Annotated in this window: 13 protein-coding genes and 1 pseudogene; 8 read left to right on the top strand and 6 right to left on the bottom strand. The window is 61.3% G+C overall.

Going from position 1 to position 21,387, the window contains the following annotated elements:
• The first annotated feature begins 3 nt into the window (after positions 1-3).
• Positions 4-651: a peptide-methionine (S)-S-oxide reductase MsrA gene (gene msrA, locus EPZ47_RS02380; protein WP_135847936.1), complete on the top strand. Its 648-nt coding sequence runs from the start codon at positions 4-6 to the stop codon at positions 649-651.
• A gap of 143 nt (positions 652-794) precedes the next feature.
• Here the strand turns inward: msrA and EPZ47_RS02375 are convergent, their stop codons facing one another.
• The 3 genes from EPZ47_RS02375 to EPZ47_RS02365 all read right to left on the bottom strand — a co-directional run bounded on the left by EPZ47_RS02375 (position 795) and on the right by EPZ47_RS02365 (position 4,583).
• Entirely contained in the window at positions 795-1,634 is an 840-nt protein-coding gene (locus EPZ47_RS02375) for a 23S rRNA (adenine(2030)-N(6))-methyltransferase RlmJ (protein WP_135843368.1), read from the bottom strand.
• Between the two features lie 166 nt (positions 1,635-1,800).
• The gene (locus EPZ47_RS02370) at positions 1,801-2,532 is read right to left on the bottom strand and encodes a DUF4123 domain-containing protein (protein ID WP_135843367.1); all 732 of its coding nucleotides are present in this window, start codon (positions 2,530-2,532) and stop codon (positions 1,801-1,803) included.
• Positions 2,529-4,583: a type VI secretion system Vgr family protein gene (locus EPZ47_RS02365; protein WP_135843366.1), complete on the bottom strand. Its 2,055-nt coding sequence runs from the start codon at positions 4,581-4,583 to the stop codon at positions 2,529-2,531. Before EPZ47_RS02365 ends, EPZ47_RS02370 begins: the two co-directional genes overlap by 4 nt.
• Positions 4,584-4,850: 267 nt before the next feature.
• On the opposite strand from EPZ47_RS02365, the gene EPZ47_RS02360 reads away from it, so the two are divergent.
• Positions 4,851-5,345, top strand: a complete 495-nt coding sequence (locus EPZ47_RS02360) for a DUF2165 family protein (RefSeq protein ID WP_135843365.1) — start codon at positions 4,851-4,853, stop codon at positions 5,343-5,345.
• Between the two features lie 120 nt (positions 5,346-5,465).
• On the opposite strand, the gene putP is transcribed toward EPZ47_RS02360, so the two are convergent.
• Complete coding sequence (gene putP / locus EPZ47_RS02355) at positions 5,466-6,950, bottom strand: sodium/proline symporter PutP (protein WP_135843364.1); 1,485 nt, start codon at positions 6,948-6,950, stop codon at positions 5,466-5,468.
• 461 nt (positions 6,951-7,411) lie between these two features.
• Here putP and putA point away from each other — a divergent pair, with 461 nt between their 5' ends.
• The gene (putA, locus tag EPZ47_RS02350; RefSeq protein ID WP_135843363.1) at positions 7,412-11,365 is read left to right on the top strand and encodes a trifunctional transcriptional regulator/proline dehydrogenase/L-glutamate gamma-semialdehyde dehydrogenase; all 3,954 of its coding nucleotides are present in this window, start codon (positions 7,412-7,414) and stop codon (positions 11,363-11,365) included.
• A gap of 241 nt (positions 11,366-11,606) precedes the next feature.
• A complete protein-coding gene (locus EPZ47_RS02340; RefSeq protein ID WP_135843361.1) occupies positions 11,607-13,409 on the top strand; it encodes an acyl-CoA dehydrogenase in 1,803 nt (600 codons plus the stop codon).
• 219 nt (positions 13,410-13,628) lie between these two features.
• Here EPZ47_RS02340 and EPZ47_RS02335 read toward each other — a convergent pair whose 3' ends face one another.
• Together EPZ47_RS02335 and EPZ47_RS02330 are read right to left on the bottom strand one after the other, a co-directional pair.
• Positions 13,629-13,931: a cell division protein ZapA gene (locus tag EPZ47_RS02335; protein ID WP_135843360.1), complete on the bottom strand. Its 303-nt coding sequence runs from the start codon at positions 13,929-13,931 to the stop codon at positions 13,629-13,631.
• On the bottom strand, positions 13,928-14,158 hold the full coding sequence (locus EPZ47_RS02330) for a hypothetical protein (RefSeq protein WP_135843359.1): 231 nt from the start codon (positions 14,156-14,158) through the stop codon (positions 13,928-13,930). Before EPZ47_RS02330 ends, EPZ47_RS02335 begins: the two co-directional genes overlap by 4 nt.
• 205 nt (positions 14,159-14,363) lie before the next feature.
• On the opposite strand from EPZ47_RS02330, the pseudogene EPZ47_RS30705 reads away from it, so the two are divergent.
• The 4 genes and pseudogenes from EPZ47_RS30705 to mscK all read left to right on the top strand — a co-directional run.
• Positions 14,364-15,137, top strand: a pseudogene (locus tag EPZ47_RS30705) (MCP four helix bundle domain-containing protein); the annotation flags it as partial.
• Between the two features lie 30 nt (positions 15,138-15,167).
• Positions 15,168-16,040: a methyl-accepting chemotaxis protein gene (locus tag EPZ47_RS30700; protein WP_406550200.1), complete on the top strand. Its 873-nt coding sequence runs from the start codon at positions 15,168-15,170 to the stop codon at positions 16,038-16,040.
• A 197-nt stretch (positions 16,041-16,237) separates the two neighbouring features.
• A complete protein-coding gene (locus EPZ47_RS02320) occupies positions 16,238-17,980 on the top strand; it encodes a potassium/proton antiporter (RefSeq protein ID WP_135843357.1) in 1,743 nt (580 codons plus the stop codon).
• Between the two features lie 34 nt (positions 17,981-18,014).
• Positions 18,015-21,377, top strand: coding sequence for a mechanosensitive channel MscK (gene mscK / locus EPZ47_RS02315; protein WP_135843356.1), 3,363 nt, complete (start codon positions 18,015-18,017; stop codon positions 21,375-21,377).
• The last annotated feature ends 10 nt before the right edge of the window (positions 21,378-21,387 follow it).

The raw sequence follows: 21,387 nt of genomic DNA, 5'->3' as shown, positions 1-21,387 counted from the left end.
ATGATGGTCTTGCGCTCGGAAATTCTGGTGAACAAAAACGTGCTCCCTACTCAAGAACAAGCTTTGCCTGGCCGCGAAACCCCAATGACCGTGCCGGAAAAACACTTCGTCCACGATGCGCCGCTGCTGGGCCCGTTTGCCATGGACGTGGATTTCGCGATCTTCGGCCTGGGCTGTTTCTGGGGTGCGGAGCGCAAGTTCTGGCAGCGCGAAGGCGTGGTCAGTACGGCGGTGGGTTACGCCGGGGGTTTTACGCCGAACCCGACGTATGAGGAGGTCTGCTCCGGCCTTACCGGCCACAGCGAAGTGGTACTGGTGGTCTACGAACCGGCAAAGGTCAGCTATGAGGAGCTTCTGAAGATGTTCTGGGAACTGCACAACCCGACCCAGGGTATGCGCCAGGGCAATGACATTGGCACCCAATACCGTTCGGTCATCTATGCCACCAACCCGGCACAACTGGCCGCGGCCAAGCACAGCGAGCAAGTATTCCAGGCGGAGTTGACCAAGGCTGGCAAAGGCACCATCACCACCGAAATCGACGAAGCGCCGACGTTCTACTTCGCCGAGGCCTATCACCAGCAATACCTGGCGAAGAACCCTGAAGGCTATTGCGGGATTGGCGGTACGGGCGTGACTTGCCCGATCTGACTCTTTGCCGCTGAAAAGCTTCGCGAGCAAGCCCGCTCCCACATTAGATCTATGTTGACCATAAGAGCGTGGTCAGACACAGAACCATGTGGGAGCGGGCTTGCTCGCGAAGGCGCCCCGTCAGACGGTATCAATGCATCTGATCAGCTTTCAGCAATCAACCAATCCATCTGCCAGCCACCCTGGGTCTGCCCGAGCTTTTTCGACAACCACGGCAGCAGCTCACGCAACTCTTCCTCCAGCCCCCACGGCGGATTGGCAATCGCCAGGCCGGAGCCGTTCAAACTATTGGGTGTGGCCAACGGGTGCACCAGCAACTCCACCCGCAACAGCTTCGGCGCCCCAGTGCCGGCCAGGTCCTGGTAGAAACGGCGCAACATCCGCTGGTCCTTCACCGGGTACCAGATCGCCGCTACCGTCTGGCGCATACGACCAATGGCTTCTTTCAGAGAAGCGGCGCAGCGCTGCATCTCGTCAAGTTGTTCAAAGGGTGGATCGATCAGCATCACCGCTCGTTTCTCCGGCACCGGCAGTAACGCACGCGGGACATGCCAACCTTCGCCCAGATGAACCTTCACCCGACGGTCGCCCTGCATGTTGTCCTTGAGCAGCACGCCGTCTTCGGGGTGTTTCTCATTGAGCAGTACCCGATCCTGCGGCCGGGTCAGGCGCCGCGCCAGCTCCGGTGAACCCGGGTAGTAGCGCAATTGCCCGTCCGGGTTCATCTCGTGCAGCACCTTCATGTAATCGGCAGTCAGCGGTGGCAGATCATCCTGGCCCCACAACCGCGCGATGCCTTCCAGGTATTCACCGGTCCGATTGGCCTGATCGCCCTGCAGGTCATACAGCCCGATGCCCGCGTGGGTATCGAGGTAGGCGAAGGGCTGCTCCTTGCGCGACATCAAGGCAATGAGGCGGGTCAAGGTCAGGTGTTTGAACACATCGGCGTGATTGCCGGCGTGGAAGGCGTGGCGATAGTTCATGGCGGCTCCTGCGAAGGGCGAGGAGTTTACCCTGAAGCGCGTCGAACGTCAGGGGTTCGCAGCCCAGCGGGCGCGCCTTGAAAGAAAACCCTTTAAAGGGGTGGAATGAGTTTGTGGCGAGGGGATTTATCCCCTCGCCACAGGTCACCGCCAAGCCCCGTCACAATCAGTCCAGCTCTTGCACCAGATACGCCTGCAATTGCGCCTTTGGCGCCTGGGCCAGCCCGGGGGTCTCGAGGAAGTGTGCGATCTTGCGCCGCAGGATACGCTCGTCGACCCGTTCGAACAGGTACGGATGTTCCTCGCTCAACCATTGCAGCAGGTTATTCAGCAGGCAATCCGTCGAATTCCCACCCCCTGTTTTCAGCAGCACGTCGGGCACTTCCCACCAAGGAAAAGCCCGAGGCGGCCGCCGGGGACTTCCCATCACCTCAAGCGAATGACCGTTGACCAGGCAACGACTGATGACTGGCAAAAGCTGCCCGACGTCGACCGCTGCCGATTGCAGGATCGGTCGCAAAAAGCGCCCATCCCAAAAGCGGAAAAAAACCGGCTTGCCACCGGGTAATAGAACCTGCGTGAGCCCACGCAGATGTTCGGCAAGGGTTTCCTGGCCGGCAGAAGACACAGCCAGCCAGCCCCAATCGTGGGCGTCGGTGGCCGCCACCCAATCAAGAAACTCACTGTCGACAGCGACAAGCCCTACAAAGGGCATGAGCGATTCCCAATCGGCGTAAGGCGTATCGGCCCAGATCGGGCTGGGCGCCGACGTCATCGAGCGCTTCCAGGCCGTCAACGGCGCGGCGGTACTGGCGCTGCTGAGGATAGCGAAAAGCTGCTCGGATGCCTGCAAAGGGTGCCGCTCCAACCAAGCGCGGGGAGATTGATCGGTAGTCATGGACGCCCCTGAATATCAAAAGGCTTGCCAGAGGTCGTCGGCATTGCGCAGACGCCGTTTTTACAACGCTCACACTCCTCGCAAAACGGTGCGTGGCCTTGCAGGCTGAGAATTTGCGCGAGGAAAAGTGGAGCCGCCGCAGCGACAGATTTCTCGGTAAAGCCAGGTGAACCTGGCGCCACGCTCATGGCCGCCATCAGCCCACCACCGACCTTAATGGGGACGCTGCTGAAAATCCCGTCCGCACCAATGTTGATCCAATGCCCGCCGGCCTGGATGGTCGCACTGACGCCACCGTCCAAGACCACTTGCTGCCCCGCACGGACGTGAAAATGCTGGCTGGCGCTGAGGGCCTGGCTGGTCACGCGGATGTGCCGCTCGCCGGCCACCAGCAAGTGGTCGTCCAGCCTGACTTCGGCCTGGCGCCGACCGTGGGTGACGCGTTGTTCATCGGCCTTGAGCTCATGCCGTGCCGTACCGGTGACGACAACGCTACGCTCGTGATCGACTTGCACCCGCTGGTCATGCAACACATGCTGGGTCCAGTTGCGCTGGGCTCGCAGGTAGATCTCCTCGGCCCCCTTGCGATCTTCGATGCGCAATTCGTTATAACCGCCTCCGCCGGGGCTGCTCTGGCTGCGCCATATGCTGCGGGTCTTGTCCGCCGGCAGATCCAGTGGCAGCGGGTTGGCGCCGTTCGGCAGGCAACCCACCACCAGAGGCTTGTCCACGTCGCCATCGATGAAACCCACCAATACTTCCATACCGACCCGGGGGATCAGCACCGCGCCGTAGCGATCGTGAGCCCAACCGGAAGCCACCCGCAGCCAGCAACTGGAATGTTCGTCACGTTTGCCATCGCGATCCCAGACCAGTTGTACTTTGACCCGGCCGAATTCATCGCAATGGATCTCGCTGTCGACAGGCCCAGTCACCACTGCCGGCTGATAACCGTGGGCCGGCGGTTTTTCGTGGTGCAAGGGGGGACGGAAGAACACCTCCCATGGGGTGGCCAGGAAGGTATTGCTGTAACCCTGGAATTCATCCGGGCTGGTGTCGGCCGTTTCTTCGAGCACTTGCGACTGGCGACCACGGTGGATGACTTCCGTGAGCAGCCACAGATCATTCCACTGCGCCCGGGGGTGCCCATTGATGTGCATGAAATGCCCGCTGACGAATGCGGCCTGATCGCTGCGGCCCTCGGCCAGCCGGTAATCGGCACCATGGCGTTCGAGTGCGCGTCGGGCCAGGTACCGGCCATGTTCGCGGTCGGAGAACTGACCAGGGTAGCGATAGTCCTCCAGCGCCGGTTGCCGCTGATCATTGAGGCTCGTCTGCAACAACAGGCTGGGTTTGCTGAAATCGTAGTCGCGCAGCGTCACACCCGTGGTTCGAGTCTGGAGCCGCACAGCCAGGCGCTTGATCGCCGGTTCGTCAGCCGCCAGGCCGCTGCCCGGCAAATACACTGTCGGCTTGGGCAAACGGGGAAACACCGTCTGGTCATCACCAAACACTAGCAAGTGGCCTTCAGGGCTGTGCTGGAAGTGGTAATGGATGCCGACCTCGGCGCAAATTCGCTCGATGAAGGCCAGATCGCTTTCACCGAACTGCACACAATATTCACGCTCGGGGTATTGCCCGATGAGGCTGAACCGGAAGGCATCGCCCTGGATGCCATGATCCTTCAACACCCGGGCGATGATCGCTGGCACAGTCAGACGCTGGAAAATTCTCCGGTTGATGCGATGACGCAGATAAGCCAGGCGCGGTACCAGGCTGATCTGGTAACGGGTCAGGCGCTTGCCCGAATCCCCTTGGGCCACGCCGTAGACCTGGCCGTGTATGCCACGGCCCTGATCATCGAAAGCCAGAAAGGCCTGACGGTGCAGCAGTTCTTCCAGTGCCAGGTCGGGCCGCTCGCTGACCAGCTCCAGATCAAAGCAATAGGGCTGACTGATGGCTTCCTTGCCCTTGAACTCAAGCACCTCGAGTTCATTCGGCCCGCTGTCGAGGGTCAGCGTGAAACGCGGTTGGTTGGCAGGCGCGAACATCCGATGTGCCTCTGCTGAATGAAAGCGAGCGATTCTGCATGAGCCCTATGGCAAGCTGATCGACCGTCATGAAAAACAGATTTGCCTTACACCCAAGGAGATAAAAGCCGCAACACGCGCTGCGTTTTCCGACAGACATTCCTCGCGTGGCGGCCAACAGAAGTCGTCGCACGAAACAATCAGCAACTTCCTACGAAGTGATAGAACACGGGACTGCAATTGAGCGTGCTAACGTTCTTTCGTCGTAAAAAAGCAAAGGACGCCTCCATGACAACTCGCTACGCCAAAATAGCAATGACCCTGGCGCTCGCCGCATTCGCTGTCCTGACCGTGTTCAATAACCTCACGGACTACAGCTCCAATTTCAATTTCGTCCATCACGTCTTGAGCATGGACACTACTTTCCCCGACAACGCCGCCCGGTATCGGGCCATCGACCAGCCATGGATGTGGCACGGCGCCTACTGGCTGATCATCCTCGGCGAAGCAATGACGGCGGGCTTGCTGGGCTACGGCGCGCTGAAACTGTGGCAGGCCCGCAAGGCCGCGGGCGTGGTGTTCTCACAGGCCAAGCGGTGGACCATCGTCGGTTTGACGATGGGCTTCTTCGTCTGGTTTTTTGGCTTCATGGTGGTCGGTGGCGAATGGTTCCTGATGTGGCAATCAGAGATCTGGAATGGCCAGGACGCCGCCTTCAGGTTCTACATGGCGATACTGGGCGTATTGATCTTCCTCAACCAGCCCGATACCGACATTCATTGAAGATCCAGTGTGGGAGCGGGCTGAGCCCGACAAAACCCACCCAAAAAAACGGCCCGCCTCCATGGGAGACGGGCCGTTTTCTTATTCCCCAAGCGAGCCTTGAAGGCCTCGCTGAAAACCTTACTGGTTCAGACGGAAATCTTTTTCCGCCGCTTCGAAGCGCTGCAACATACCAGCGGTAGGCGCGCCCATCTTGCTGACGAAGTAGATGGCCAGGCTGGCGAAGATGAAGCCTGGGATGATTTCGTACAGGCCCAGCAGCTCGAAGTGCTTCCAGACGATCACAGTGATCGCACCCACCAGGATGCCGGCCAGTGCGCCGTTACGGGTCATGTCTTTCCAGATCACGGAGATCAGGACCACAGGACCGAAGGCGGCACCGAAACCGGCCCAGGCGTAGCTCACCAAGCCCAGTACGCGGTTTTCCGGGTTGGCGGCCAGGGCAATGGCGACCAACGCCACCAGCAGCACCATGGCGCGGCCGACCCAGACCAGTTCCAGCTGCGAAGCACTCTTGCGCAGGAAGGTCTTGTAGAAGTCTTCGGTCAGGGCACTGGAGCACACCAGCAGTTGGCAGCTCAAGGTGCTCATCACCGCCGCCAGGATGGCCGACAGCAGTACACCGGCAACCCATGGGTTGAACAGAATCTTGGCCAACTCGATGAATACGCGCTCAGGGTTCTCGGTCACAGGACCGGCCACTTCAGGGTGGGCCGAGAAGTAAGCGATACCGAAGAAGCCCACGGCAACAGTGCCGCCCAGGCAGAGGATCATCCAGGCCATCGAGATACGACGAGCCTTGGCGATCGACTTGACCGAATCAGCCGCCATGAAGCGCGCCAGGATGTGCGGCTGGCCGAAGTAGCCCAGGCCCCAGCCCATCAGCGAGATCACGCCGATGAAAGTGGTGTTTTTCAGCATGTCGAAGGACGAGGGGTCTTTCGCTTCGATGGCCAGGAACGTGGTGTCCACGCCGCCGGTGGCCAGCAGTACGATGATCGGCGTGAGGATCAACGCGAAAATCATCAGGGTGGCTTGTACGGTGTCGGTCCAGCTCACGGCCAGGAAACCACCGACAAAGGTGTAGGCAATGGTCGCTGCCGCACCGGCCCACAGCGCGGTCTCATAGGACATGCCAAAGGTGCTTTCGAACAGGCGGGCACCGGCGACGATACCGGAAGCGCAGTAGATGGTGAAGAACACCAGGATCACCACCGCAGAGATGATCCGCAGCAGGCCGCTCTTATCTTCGAAACGGCTGGAGAAGTAGTCCGGCAGCGTCAGCGCATCGCCGTTGTGCTCGGTCTGTACCCGCAGGCGACCGGCCACGAACAACCAGTTCAAATAGGCACCGACGATCAGGCCGATGGCGATCCAGCTTTCCGACAGGCCGGACATGTAGATTGCACCGGGCAACCCCATCAACAACCAACCGCTCATGTCGGAAGCACCGGCAGACAGTGCAGTCACGACGCTGCCCAGGCTACGACCGCCCAGGATGTAATCGGAAAGGTTATTGGTGGAGCGATAAGCCATCAGGCCGATCAGGACCATGGCTGCGATATAGATCACGAAGGTGATCAAGGTGGGATTACTAACACTCATGAGTTACGCCCTGGCTTTGTTTTTATGTAGCGGTGGCAGTTGAAAGCGCCGACAACACAGATGTTGTAGCGACGATTTGCAGTCCCGCGAATTTATGACTGATGTTTCCCCAGGAAAGCCATCAGCCGATGCCCCTCGGTTTTGGACCGGTTGCACCTTGGCCACGAATGCTATTCAACAAATCAAATAAGGTGCAACCAGTTTCGCTCGATTCAGTTGCACCTGATCGGTTTTATCGTGAAAACAGCGTTTTTGCTCCCTTTTAGTGCAGTTGACGAGACCCAACTAGAAGCCAAAGCACCAAGGCGGTGCAGCTTTGAGGTAATCCCGTTTACTTCCAGATGAGCTGCTGGGGATTTCGACAAAAAAAGGGTTGCACCCGGTTGCACCTCCTTCGGTGCGCAGCTAATCTTGCCGCCAGCTGATGCCACGCCATACGTGGTAAACATGAGGATAAAAATATGGCTACCACCACCCTTGGGGTCAAACTCGATGACCCGACCCGCGAACGCCTCAAGGCGGCCGCAACCTCGATTGATCGCACGCCTCACTGGCTGATCAAGCAGGCAATTTTCAATTACCTGGAAAAACTCGAGGGTGGTGCAACCCTGACCGAGCTGAACGGTTCAACCCGTGCCGACAGCGATGATGCCGGCGAAGTCCAGGCCGACCACGCCCACCAGTGCTTCCTGGAATTTGCCGAGAGCATCCTGCCGCAATCGGTCCTGCGCGCCTCTATCACCGCCGCTTACCGTCGCCCGGAACCGGAAGTGGTGCCGATGCTGATTGAGCAGGCACGCCTGCCGGCCACCATGGCTGAAGCCACCAACAAGCTGGCCGCCTCGATTGCCGAGAAACTGCGCAATCAGAAGAGCGCCGGCGGCCGTGCCGGGATTGTTCAGGGGTTGCTGCAGGAGTTTTCCCTGTCGTCCCAGGAAGGCGTAGCGCTGATGTGCCTGGCCGAAGCGCTGCTACGCATTCCGGACAAAGGTACTCGCGACGCCCTGATCCGCGACAAGATCAGCACCGGCAACTGGCAGCCGCACTTGGGTAACAGCCCGTCGCTGTTCGTCAACGCCGCCACTTGGGGCCTGCTGCTGACCGGCAAACTGGTCGCCACCCATAATGAAGCGGGCCTGACCTCCTCCCTGAGCCGCATCATCGGCAAGAGCGGCGAGCCGATGATCCGCAAGGGCGTCGACATGGCCATGCGCCTGATGGGCGAGCAGTTCGTCACCGGTGAAACCATCGCCGAAGCCCTGGCCAACGCCAGCAAGTTCGAATCCAAGGGTTTCCGCTATTCCTACGACATGTTGGGTGAAGCCGCACTCACCGAACATGACGCCCAGAAGTACCTGGCCTCGTACGAACAAGCCATCCACTCGATCGGCAAAGCGTCCCACGGTCGTGGGATTTATGAAGGCCCGGGCATTTCCATCAAGCTGTCCGCACTGCACCCGCGCTACAGCCGTGCCCAGTACGAACGCGTGATGGAAGAGCTGTACCCGCGCCTGCTGTCGCTGACCCTGTTGGCCAAGCAATACGACATCGGCCTGAACATCGACGCCGAAGAAGCCGACCGCCTCGAGCTGTCCCTGGATCTGCTGGAGCGCCTGTGCTTCGAGCCACAACTGACCGGCTGGAACGGCATCGGTTTCGTGATCCAGGCGTACCAGAAGCGTTGCCCATACGTGATCGACTACGTCATCGACCTGGCTCGTCGCAGCCGTCATCGCCTGATGATCCGCTTGGTGAAAGGCGCGTACTGGGACAGCGAAATCAAGCGCGCCCAGGTCGAAGGCCTGGAAGGCTATCCGGTCTACACCCGCAAGGTGTACACCGACGTTTCCTACATCGCTTGCGCCCGCAAGTTGCTGTCGGTGCCGGAAGTCATTTACCCGCAGTTCGCTACGCACAACGCCCACACCCTGTCGGCCATTTACCACATTGCCGGTCAGAACTATTACCCGGGTCAGTACGAGTTCCAGTGCCTGCACGGCATGGGTGAACCGCTGTACGAACAGGTTGTAGGCAAGGTTTCCGAAGGCAAGCTGAACCGTCCGTGCCGCGTGTACGCTCCGGTGGGTACTCACGAAACCTTGCTGGCGTACCTCGTACGTCGTCTGCTGGAAAACGGCGCGAACACCTCGTTCGTCAACCGTATCGCAGACCAGTCCATCTCCATCCAGGAGCTGGTGGCCGATCCAGTGGCCAGCATCGAGCAGATGGCGACGCTGGAAGGCGGCTTCGGCCTGCCACACCCGCGTATTCCGCTGCCTCGCGACCTGTACGGCAGCGACCGCGCCAACTCCAGCGGCATCGACCTGGCCAACGAACATCGTTTGGCTTCGCTGTCCTGCGCCCTGCTCGCAACGGCCCATAACGACTGGAAAGCCGTGCCGATGCTCGGTTGCGCCGCCAGCCAGGAAACACCGGCAGCGGTACTGAACCCGTCCGATCACCGTGACGTGGTTGGCCATGTGCAGGAAGCCACGGTCACCGACGTTGATAACGCGATCCAGTGCGCCCTTAACGCCGCGCCGATCTGGCAGGCCACGCCACCGGCCGAGCGCGCCGCAATCCTCGAGCGTGCCGCCGACCTGATGGAAGGCGAGATCCAGCCGTTGATGGGTCTGCTGGCCCGCGAAGCCGGCAAGACCTTCGCCAACGCCATCGCCGAAGTGCGCGAAGCCGTGGACTTCCTGCGCTACTACGCGGTGCAGGCCCGCAACGACTTCACCAACGATGCCCACCGCCCACTGGGTCCGGTGGTCTGTATCAGCCCGTGGAACTTCCCGCTGGCGATTTTCAGCGGCCAAGTCGCCGCCGCCCTGGCCGCCGGTAACCCGGTACTGGCCAAGCCAGCCGAGCAGACGCCATTGGTGGCCGCTCAAGCTGTACGCCTGTTGCTCGAAGCTGGCATTCCGGAAGGCGTCCTGCAACTGCTGCCGGGCCGTGGCGAAACCGTCGGTGCTCGCCTGGTGGGTGACGAGCGGGTCAAAGGCGTGATGTTCACCGGCTCCACTGAAGTCGCGCGCCTGCTGCAACGCAACATCGCCGGTCGCCTGGACAACCAGGGCCGTCCGATCCCACTGATCGCCGAAACCGGCGGCCAGAACGCGATGATCGTCGACTCCTCGGCGCTGACCGAGCAAGTGGTCATCGACGTGGTGTCCTCGGCCTTCGACAGTGCCGGCCAGCGTTGTTCGGCGCTGCGGGTCCTGTGCCTGCAGGAAGATTCCGCCGACCGCGTCATCGAAATGCTCAAGGGCGCCATGGCTGAGTCGCGCCTCGGCAACCCCGAGCGCCTGTCGGTAGACATCGGTCCGGTAATCGACGCCGAAGCCAAGGCCGGCATCGAGAAGCACATCCAGGCCATGCGCGACAAAGGTCGCACCGTGTACCAGATGGCAATCGCCGACAGCGACGAGTGCAAGCGCGGCACCTTTGTGATGCCAACCCTGATCGAGCTGGAGAGCTTCGACGAACTGCAGCGCGAGATCTTTGGTCCGGTGCTGCACGTGGTGCGCTACAAGCGCAAGGAGCTGGATCAGTTGATCAACCAGATCAACGCCTCCGGCTATGGCCTGACCCTCGGCGTGCATACCCGCATTGACGAGACCATCGCCAAGGTGATCGATAACGTCCACGCCGGTAACGTCTACGTGAACCGCAACATTGTCGGTGCCGTGGTCGGGGTGCAGCCGTTCGGCGGCGAAGGCCTGTCAGGCACTGGCCCCAAGGCCGGTGGTCCGCTGTACCTGTACCGCCTGCTGTCGACCCGTCCGACCGATGCGATCCAGCAATCCTTCGTGCGTGGCGATGCCCTCACTGCGCCGGACCTGCGTTTGCGCGATGCCATGAGCAAGCCGCTGACGGCCCTGCAAGCCTGGGCCGACAGCCAGAAGCTCGCCGAACTGAGTACCCTGTGCGTGCAGTTCGCCGCCCAATCGCAAAGCGGTATCACCCGGACCCTGACCGGCCCGACCGGCGAACGCAACAGCTACGCCATCCTGCCCCGCGAGCACGTGCTGTGCCTGGCGGACGTGGAAGGCGATCTGCTGACGCAACTGGCGGCCGTGCTGGCCGTAGGTGGCTCGGCCGTATGGCCGGAAACCGACACCAGCAAAGCCTTGTTCGCACGCTTGCCGAAGGACATTCAGGCACGTATCCAGCGGATTTCCGACTGGGCCAAGGACGAAGTGGTGTATGACGCGGTCCTGCACCACGGCGACTCGGATCAACTGCGTAGCGTTTGCCAGCAAGTGGCCAAGCGTGCCGGCGCCATCGTCGGGGTCCACGGTTTGTCCCAGGGCGAAACCAACATTGCGTTGGAGCGCCTGGTGATCGAGCGGGCGTTGAGCGTCAACACGGCTGCCGCGGGTGGTAACGCCAGCCTGATGACTATCGGCTAAACTGCTGTAAAGCAGGCACCTGCAATGGGTGCCTGGCCATCGAATCCCTGTGGGAGCGGGCTTGCTCGCGAAAGCGGTGTATCAGTCGCAGTTGCTTTGCCTGACCTACCGCTTTCGCGAGCAAGCCCGCTCCCACATTGGATTAGTGTCGCCCTAACCTCTGCATCACTGCCATCAATCATCCTGTTCAGCCTCTATTCCCACGCCTAGACTCGGCCCATTCCAAAAAAGGTAGGCCGCCATGTCCGAGACGCTGCTCAGTTCCCGCAATCTGGCTTTCGAGCTGTATGAAGTCCTTGATGCCGAGGGCCTGACCCAGCGCGAGCGGTTTGCCGAACATAATCGCGAAACCTTCGACGCGGCCATCGGTACGGCCCGTAGCATCGCCGAGAAATTTTTCGCCCCGCACAACCGCAAGAACGATGAAAACGAACCGCGCTACGAGAACGGCCAGGCGATCCTGATTCCGGAAGTGAAGCCGGCGGTGGACGCCTTCCTCGAGGCGGGCTTTCTCAACGCCGCGCGCAGCTTCGACGCTGGCGGCATGCAACTGCCGACGTTGCTGTCCCAAGCCTGTTTCGCGCACTTCCAGTCGGCCAACGCCGCTTCCACCTCTTACCCGTTCCTGACCATGGGCGCGGCGAACCTGATCGAAAGCTTCGGCAGCGAGGAGCAAAAGCAACGCTTCCTGCAACCGATGATCGATGGGCGTTTCTTCGGCACCATGGCCCTGACCGAGCCCCACGCGGGCTCGTCACTGTCGGATATTCGTACCCGTGCAGAACCGGCGCCTGACGGCAGCTATCGACTCAAAGGCAACAAGATCTTCATCTCCGGCGGTGATCATCCGTTGTCGGAAAACATCGTGCACATGGTCCTGGCGAAACTGCCGGACGCGCCACCGGGGGTGAAAGGCATTTCGCTGTTTATCGTGCCCAAGTTCCTGGTCAATGACGACGGCAGCCTCGGCCAGCGCAACGACGTGCTGCTGGCCGGGCTGTTCCACAAGATGGGCTGGCGTGGCACCACCTCCACGGCGCTGAACTTCGGCGACAACGGCGAGTGTGTCGGTTACCTCGTAGGAAAACCGCACCACGGCCTGAGCTACATGTTCCAGATGATGAACGAAGCGCGGATCGGCGTCGGCATGGGCGCCGTGATGCTGGGCTACGCCGGCTACCTGTATTCTCTGGAGTACGCCCGCGAACGCCCCCAGGGCCGGGTGCCCGACAGCAAGGACCCGACCACCGCTCCCGTGGCGATCATCCAGCACGCCGACGTGCGCCGCATGTTGCTGACCCAGAAGGCCTACGTTGAAGGCTCGTTTGACCTGGGCCTGTACGCGGCGCGGCTGTTCGACGACACCACGACCCTGGAAAGCGAAGCCGAGCGCAGACGCGCCCATGAACTGTTGGATTTGCTGACCCCCATCGTCAAATCCTGGCCATCGGAGTTTTGCCTGAAGGCCAACGAGCTGGCGATCCAGATTCTCGGCGGCCACGGTTACACCCGTGAATACCCGGTGGAGCAGTATTACCGCGACAACCGTTTGAACCCGATCCACGAAGGCACCCACGGCATCCAGTCCCTGGACCTGTTGGGACGCAAACTGGCGCAAAACGGCGGCGCCGGGCTCAAGCAACTGATCCGCCTGGTGGCCGACACCAGCGAACGCGCCCAGGCGCACGCATCACTGACGCCGCTGCGTCAGCCGTTGGAAGCCCTGGTGGCGCGCCTGCAAACGGTCACCCTGGGCCTGCTGACCGACCTGGGCCAAGGCAAGGTCAACAGCAGCCTCGCCAACTCGGCGTTGTACCTCAAGGTGTTTGGTCACATGGTGATTGGCTGGCGCTGGCTGGAACAGGCGATTCGCGCCGAGGAAGGCTTGGCCAAGGGAAATGCGGCGGACAGCGACTTCTATAAGGGCAAGCTGCAAGCGGCGCGGTATTTCCTGACCTGGGAAGTGCCGGGTTGCCACCATGAGCTGGAACTGCTCGAGGCGCGGGATGATACGTGCCTGGGGATGCGGGATGAGTGGTTCTGATCCAGTTCTTGCGGTGTAGCTCAAATCCAATCGCGAGCAGGCTTGCTCCCACAGTGGATCGGCGGTGAACACAAATTTTGTCACCACCTAATCTACTGTGGGAGCGGGCTTGCTCGCGAAGACGGTGTATCAGCTACAAATATGCTGTCTGACACGCCGCCTTCGCGAGCAAGCCCACTCTCACATTGGATCACCGCCAACCCTTGGCTCTAAAAGGCTTCAAGCCTGCTGGATCGTCTTGGCAATGACATCGACCGTGGCGCTGACTTGCTCTTGATAACGGTCGAGTTCCGCTTTGTGCTGCTTTTGCATTTCAATCTGTTGCGAGCACAGGTTCATCGCCGCCAGCACCAGCAGGCGATCACCGATCAGCGTCGGGTATTTCCTCTTGGTGTCGGCCAGGGCGGCCTTGAGCATCGACGCGGCGTCCAGCAGGGCCTGTTCCTGCCCGGCCGGCGCCTTGATTGAATACTCTTCCCCCAGGATCGAAATGACGGTCACCCCATCGGCACCGTGCTTCATGCGCTGACGGGACCGGTGCTGGCGCGCTCGATCAGGGCCTGGATGCGGGCGGCAGTGGTGCCGTGCAGCTCTTCCTGTTCCATCAGGCTCAGTTGCAGGCTTTCGTTTTCATCCTTGGCCCTGGCAAGTTCCGCGCTCAGGGTTTCATTGAGGCCGGTGAGGTCACGATTCTGTTGCACCAAGTCATTGACCAGTTGCTCCAGTTGACTGAGGGATGTTTCCAACATATTGATTTCCAGGCTTTTTCAAGGGGCGCGTACGATAAAGAAAAGTCACCGCCGATGCCACGATTTACGGGCCGCGGTACTTCGCCGCGAGCTGTAGAGACTGCGAATGGAGAATCTGGTTCCTACCCTTCGTCGTACCGCAACCGTTGCGCTGCGACAAAAAGCACGCAGCCCCTCAAGACTTTAGTCGTATGACCGATAAGTCATGAACACCCGTCACAGCCCCGCACGGACGCGCCTCATCCCGGTACCTTCCATGTCTCTACGTAATATGAATATCGCGCCGCGGGCGTTCCTCGGGTTTGCCCTGATCGGCGCCCTGATGCTGGCCCTCGGGGTGTTTGCCCTGACCCAGATGGGCAAAATCCGCGAGTCCGGCGAAAACATCGTCGACAACAGCGTGCCCAGCATCAAGGCCCTGGATGAGTTCACCTCGCTGACCCTGCGCCTGCGCGTGCTGTCCTACCGCTTGCTGGTCAACCGCGAACCGGACGTCCAGCAGAAAACCTTCGGCCTGTTCGAACAACGTAACCAGCAGATCCAGGCCGCTCAAAGCACCTATGAAAAACTCATCAGCTCCCCGCAAGAACGGGCCGCCTACGATCAGTACCTTCAATTGCTGAGCCAATACCGTCAGCTCGAAGAACGGATGAAAACCCTTTCGCGCAACAATCAACTCGAGGAATTGCGTGCACTGCTCAACACGGAACTGCTAAGCAATTCCGACGCCATCAACGCCGCGATCAATCGCTTGGTGGAGATCAACAACCAGCAAGCCGAGGCCCTCAATCAGGGTGCGAAGCAACAATATTCAACGGCCTTCAATTGGGTCATCACCCTGCTGGTCATCGCCACCGGCCTGACCCTGCTGTTCGCCTGGTTGCTGACCAACAGCATTACCAAGCCGATCGCCAACGCCCTGGACGCCGCCGAAGAAATCGCCAAGGGCAACCTGACCCGACCGATCATCGTGGACGGCAGCGACGAAGCCGGTCGCCTGTTGCGGGCGATGTCGACCATGCAGGAAAAACTGCGCGACACCCTGCAGCGGATCTCCGGCTCGGCCACCCAACTGGCTTCCGCCGCCGAAGAGCTCAACAGCGTCACCGACGAAAGCGCCCGGGGCCTGACCCAGCAGAACAATGAAATCGAACAGGCCGCCACGGCGGTCAATGAGATGACCAGCGCCGTTGAAGAAGTGGCGCGTAACGCCGTCAGCACCTCCGAGGCCTCGAAAAACGCCACCACATCCGCTGGCGACGGCCGCGACCTGGTGCAGGAAACCGTCAGCGCCATCGAACGCATGAGCGCCGATGTGCAAAGCACCGCGACCTTGATCGGCAACCTGGCCGATGAGTCTCGCGACATCGGCAAGGTGCTGGACGTCATTCGCGGCCTGGCCGACCAGACCAATCTGTTGGCCCTGAACGCCGCCATCGAAGCCGCCCGTGCCGGTGAGGCCGGTCGCGGTTTTGCTGTGGTGGCCGACGAGGTGCGCGCCCTGGCCCATCGCACCCAACAGTCGACCAGCGAGATCGAACGCATGATCGGCAGCATCCAGAGCGGCACCGAACACGCCGTGGATTCGATGCGCAACAGCACCGAACGCGCCGAGTCGACCCTGAACATCGCCCGCGGCGCCGGCATGTCCCTGGACACGATCAACACCGCCATCGTCCAGATCAATGAACGCAACCTGGTGATCGCCAGCGCCGCCGAAGAACAGGCCCAGGTGGCCCGTGAAGTGGATCGCAACCTGGTGAACATCCGCGATCTTTCGGTGCAATCGGCCACCGGCGCCAACCAGACCAGCGCCGCCAGTGCCGAACTGTCGCGCCTGGCCGTGGACCTGAACAGCATGGTTGGGCGGTTCAGCCTTTAACCCGTGCAGTTGCTGATCGCTCACCGACTGGGTGGGCGATCAACTCACCAGCTTTTGTGGCGCCTGGGATCCGCTGCATGTGAACCGCTCATCCCAACCTTTTTTGACAGCATCACATTTCAACAGGTTAGAATCGCTGGCACGCAGACTGCATGGTCAGTTTGTGCCCGCCCTTCAGTTTTCCCGGAGTAACGCCTTTGACTGCGACGACCATCAACAGCCTGTTCTTGATCGGCGCGTTGCTGGTGGGTGCGAGCATTCTGGTCAGTTCTCTTTCGTCCCGCCTGGGCATCCCGATTCTGGTGATCATCCTGGCGGTGGGCATGGTGGCCGGTGTCGACGGCGCCGGTATTCTTTTCGATAACTACGCCACGGCCTATCTGGTCGGCAACCTCGCCCTGGCCGTCATCCTGCTGGACGGTGGCTTGCGCACGCGAGTCTCGAGTTTTCGCGTGGCCTTGTGGCCGGCGCTGTCCCTGGCCACGGTCGGCGTATTGATCACCACCGGGCTGACCGGCCTCGCGGCGGCGTGGCTGTTCAACCTGAACCTGATCCAGGGCCTGCTGATCGGCGCCATCGTCGGCTCGACCGATGCCGCGGCGGTGTTCTCTTTGCTCGGCGGCAAGGGCCTGAACGAACGGGTCAGCGCCACCCTCGAGATCGAATCCGGCAGCAACGACCCCATGGCGGTGTTCCTGACCGTGACCCTGATCGGCATGCTCGCCAGTGGTGAAACCGGCTTGCACTGGAGCCTGCTGGGGCATCTGGTGCGCGAGTTCGGCATTGGCGCGGTGATCGGCCTGGGCGGTGGCTGGCTGATGCTGCAACTGGTCAATCGCATCAATCTGGCCAACGGCCTCTACCCAATCCTCGTCATCAGCGGCGGCCTGGCCGTATTCGCCTTGACCAACGCCCTGCATGGCAGTGGCTTCCTCGCGGTGTACCTGTGTGGCCTGGTGATCGGCAACCGCCCCGTGCGCAGCCGCCACGGCATCCTGCACATGCTCGACGGCATGGCCTGGCTGGCGCAGATCGGCATGTTCCTGGTGCTGGGGCTGCTGGTCACGCCCCATGACCTGTTGCCCATCGCCCTGCCCGCCCTGGGCCTGGCGCTGTGGATGATTCTGTTTGCCCGCCCACTGTCGGTCATGGTCGGCTTATTACCGTTCAAGGCCTTCCATGGTCGCGAGAAAGCGTTCATTTCCTGGGTCGGCCTGCGCGGCGCGGTGCCGATCATCCTCGCGGTGTTCCCGTTGATGGCCGGCCTGCCCCACGCCCAGCTCTATTTCAACCTGGCGTTCTTTATCGTGCTGGTCTCGCTGCTGGTGCAGGGCACGAGCCTGCCGTGGGTCGCCAAGCTGCTGCACGTTACCGTCCCGCCCGAGCCGCTGCCGATTTCCCGGGCCGCGCTGGAAGTCCACGTCACCAGCGAGTGGGAGCTGTTCATCTATCGCCTCGGCGCGGAAAAATGGTGCATCGGCTCGCCCCTGCGGGAGCTGAAAATGCCCGAGGGCACGCGCATCGCGGCACTGTTTCGTGGCCAGCAACTGCTCCATCCGTCGGGTAGTACCGTGCTGGAAGTCAATGATTTGCTGTGTGTTATCGGCCATGAACACGACTTGCCGGCCCTGGGAAAACTGTTCAGCCAAGCGCCGCAACGCGGCCTGGATCTGCGCTTTTTCGGCGACTTTGTACTCGAAGGAGACGCCCAGCTGGCCGCGGTTGCGGCGCTATATGGGCTGCAACTCGACGGTATCGATCCCGACATGTCCCTGGGCCGCTTCATCGCTCAGAAAGTCGGCGGCGCACCAGTGGTCGGCGACCAGGTGGAGTGGAACAACACCTTGTGGACTGTTGCGGTCATGGACGGGAACAAGATCGGCAAAGTGGGCGTCAGATTCCCCGAAGGAAGTCGCCCGGGTCCCGGCTTGTTCCTCTAAACTGCTCCCACTCTCACTTGCTTGACCGGTCTATATGCCTACCCTGCGCTCCTTTTTCGCCATCGCCCTGCTGGGCTTGAGTCTTTCCGTCTGCTCACTGCAAGCCGCCGAACCGCTCACCAGCGCCTCGGTAGAGGCCAGCCTGGACAAAATTGCCGACCGCAAACTGCCGGAAGCCGAGCAGAAGGCCTTGCAGGCGGTGCTGCAAAGCACCCTGACCCAGCTCAACAGCAAGGCCGAGTACGAACAGAAGCTGCTCGCGCTCAAGCAGCAATTGGCAAGCGCCCCCAAGCAGAACATCGAAAACCAGCGCGAACTGGCGCGGCTCAAGGGCACCACGCTAGTACCCGTGGCGCAGCGCTACGCCAACCTGCCGATTCCCCAGCTCGAACAAATGCTGACGGAACGCTCCACCCAGCAGGGTGACCTGCAAAAAGCCCTGGCCGACGCCAACAGCTTGATCATCACCGCCCAGACCCGTCCCGAGCGGGCCCAGGCGGAAATTTCCAGCAGCCAGACCCGCATCCAGCAGATCAACGCCATCCTCAAGGCCGGCCGGGATGCCGGCAAGACCCTGAGTGGCGAGCAACGCGACCAGCTCACCGCCGAGCTGGCGGCCCTCAATGCGCTGATTCCGCTGCGCCGCCAGGAACTGGCCGGCAACAGCCAACTGCAGGATCTGGGCAACGGCCAGCACGACTTGCTGATGGAAAAAATCGCCCGCACGGAGCAGGAAATCCAGGACCTGCAAAACCTGATCAACCAGAAGCGCCTGGCCCAGTCCCAGGAGACGGTGACCCAGCAATCCATCGAAGCCCAGAAGGCCGGCGGCAGCAGCCTGCTGGCGACCGAAAGCGCGGCCAACCTGAAGCTCTCCGACTACCTGCTCAAGAGCACCGACCGTCTCAACGAAGTCACCCAGCAGAACCTGCAGACCAAGCAACTGCTGGACAGCGTCACCCAGACCGACGCCGCCCTGGACGAGCAGATCAGCGTGCTCAAGGGCAGCCTGCTGCTCTCCAAGATTCTCTACAAGCAGCGCCAGACCCTGCCGCGCCTGAAGCTGGACCAGAACCTGGCCGACCAGATCGCCGACATCCGCCTGTACCAGTTCGAAGTCAGCCAACAGCGCGAGTTGCTGAACAATCCGAGCGCCTATGTCGACAACCTGCTGGCGTCCCAACCGTCGGAGCAAGCCACACCGCAGCTGCGCAAGACCTTGCTGGAACTGGCGCTGACCCGCGTCGATTTGCTGGAACGCCTGAACCGCGAATTGAGCGCGGTGCTCAACGAATCCATCACCTTGCAGCTCAACCAGAAACAACTGCTCAGCACCGCCCAGAACCTGCGGGCGACCCTCGAAGAGCAGATGTTCTGGATTCCCAGCAACAAGCCGCTGGATTTCGAATGGATGCGTGGGGTGCCAGCGCGCCTGGGCAAACAGGTCGACTCGCTGCCCTGGGCCTCGAGCCTCAGTGAACTGGCCGATGGCCTGACACAACGGCCACTGCTGTTCCTGCCCCTGGCGTTGCTGATTGGTGCATTGCTGTGGCGGCGCAAAAGTCTCTACGCCCGGCTGAACAAGGTTCACCAGGACGTTGGCCACTTCAAGCGCGACAGCCAGTGGCACACGCCCCAGGCGATCCTGATCAATATCCTCCTGGCAATGCCGTTGGCCCTGGCGCTGGCCCTGTGTGGCTACGCCTTGCAAATCGACGCCCGTGGCCAGAACGCCAACCTCGGCGCGGCGCTGCTGCAGATCGGCCAGGCCTGGCTGGTGTTCTACACCGCCTATCGCGTGCTGGCCCCCGGCGGCGTGGCCGAGTTGCATTTCCGTTGGGAGAAACCCCAGGTCGAGTTCCTGCAGGGCTGGATCCGCCGTCTCGGGCTGGTGGTGCTGGCGCTGGTGGCCGTGGTGGCCGTGGCCGAACTGCAACCCTCGGCCCTGGCCGATGACGTGCTCGGCATGCCGGTGGTTCTGACCTGCTACGCCCTGATGGCGTGGCTGCTCAGCCGCCTGCTGCTCAACAGCCCGACGCACCAGAATACCTCGCTGTTTCGCAAGGCTCTCGGGGTGATGTTCACCGCGCTGCCGATCGCGCTGTTTGTGGCGGTGTGCTTTGGCTACTACTACACCGCGTTGAAACTCAGCGACCGGCTGATCAACACCCTGTACCTGCTGATGTTCTGGCTGGTGATCGAAGCCACCTTCGTGCGCGGCCTCTCGGTCGCGGCGCGGCGCCTGGCCTATCAGCGTGCGCTGGCCAAGCGTCAGGCGGCCAAGGAGGCCGGCGACGGCGAAGCGGTGATCGAAGAGCCGACACTGGATATCGAGAAGGTCAACGAACAGTCCCTGCGCCTGATCCGCCTGGCCCTGCTGGGCGGCTTCATCGCCGCGTTGTATTGGGTCTGGTCGGACCTGATCAGCGTGTTCTCGTACCTGGACAACATCACCCTCTACGAATACACCAGCGGCACCGGCGCCAACATGAGCATGGTGCCCATCAGCATCGGCGACATGCTCGGCGCGCTGATCATCATCGGCATCACCTTCGCCCTGGCGCGCAACCTGCCGGGCTTGCTGGAAGTGTTCGTACTCTCGAAGCTGAATCTGGCCCAGGGCAGCGCCTACGCCACCACCACACTGCTGTCCTATGTCATTGCCGGCATCGGCTTCGTCACCACGCTGTCCACCCTCGGCGTGAGCTGGGACAAACTGCAATGGCTGGTGGCGGCGCTGTCGGTGGGCCTGGGCTTCGGCATGCAGGAGATCTTCGCCAACTTCATCTCCGGGATCATGATCCTGTTCGAGCGTCCGGTGCGGATCGGCGACACCATCACCATCGGCAACCTGTCGGGCACGGTCAGCAAGATCCGCATTCGTGCGACCACCATCACCGACTTCGACCGCAAGGACATCATCGTCCCGAACAAAACCTTTATCACCGGGCAGTTGATCAACTGGTCGCTGACCGACACCGTCACCCGGGTGACCCTGAAGCTGGGCGTGGACTACGGCTCGGACCTGGATCTGGTTCGCGAGCTGCTGCTCAAGGCCGCCCGCGAGAACCCACGGGTGTTGAAGGAGCCGGAGCCCATCGTGTATTTCCTGAACTTCGGTGAAAGCACCCTGGACCATGAGTTGCGCATGCATGTGCGCGACCTCGGCGACCGCAACCCGGTACTGGACGAGATCAACCGTTTCATCAACCGCGAATTCAAGAAAGAGAAGATCAACATCTCCTTCAGGCAGATGGAAATCTATCTGAAGAACCTTCACGGCCAGGAATACAAACTGGTGCCCGCCGAGCCTGACGATAAAACCATCGCCCCCGTGCCCTCGACCGTAGCCAGCATCAAGCCGGTGCCCGAGCCGCCGCAAGACACACTCGACTGATCGCGGGATG

Origin of the sequence: Pseudomonas viciae, from assembly GCF_004786035.1 — a bacterium.
GTDB classification, from domain to species: Bacteria; Pseudomonadota; Gammaproteobacteria; order Pseudomonadales; family Pseudomonadaceae; genus Aquipseudomonas; species Aquipseudomonas viciae.
Note: the sequence above shows the minus strand (reverse complement) of the source record. Positions and strands in the feature narration are given on the sequence as shown.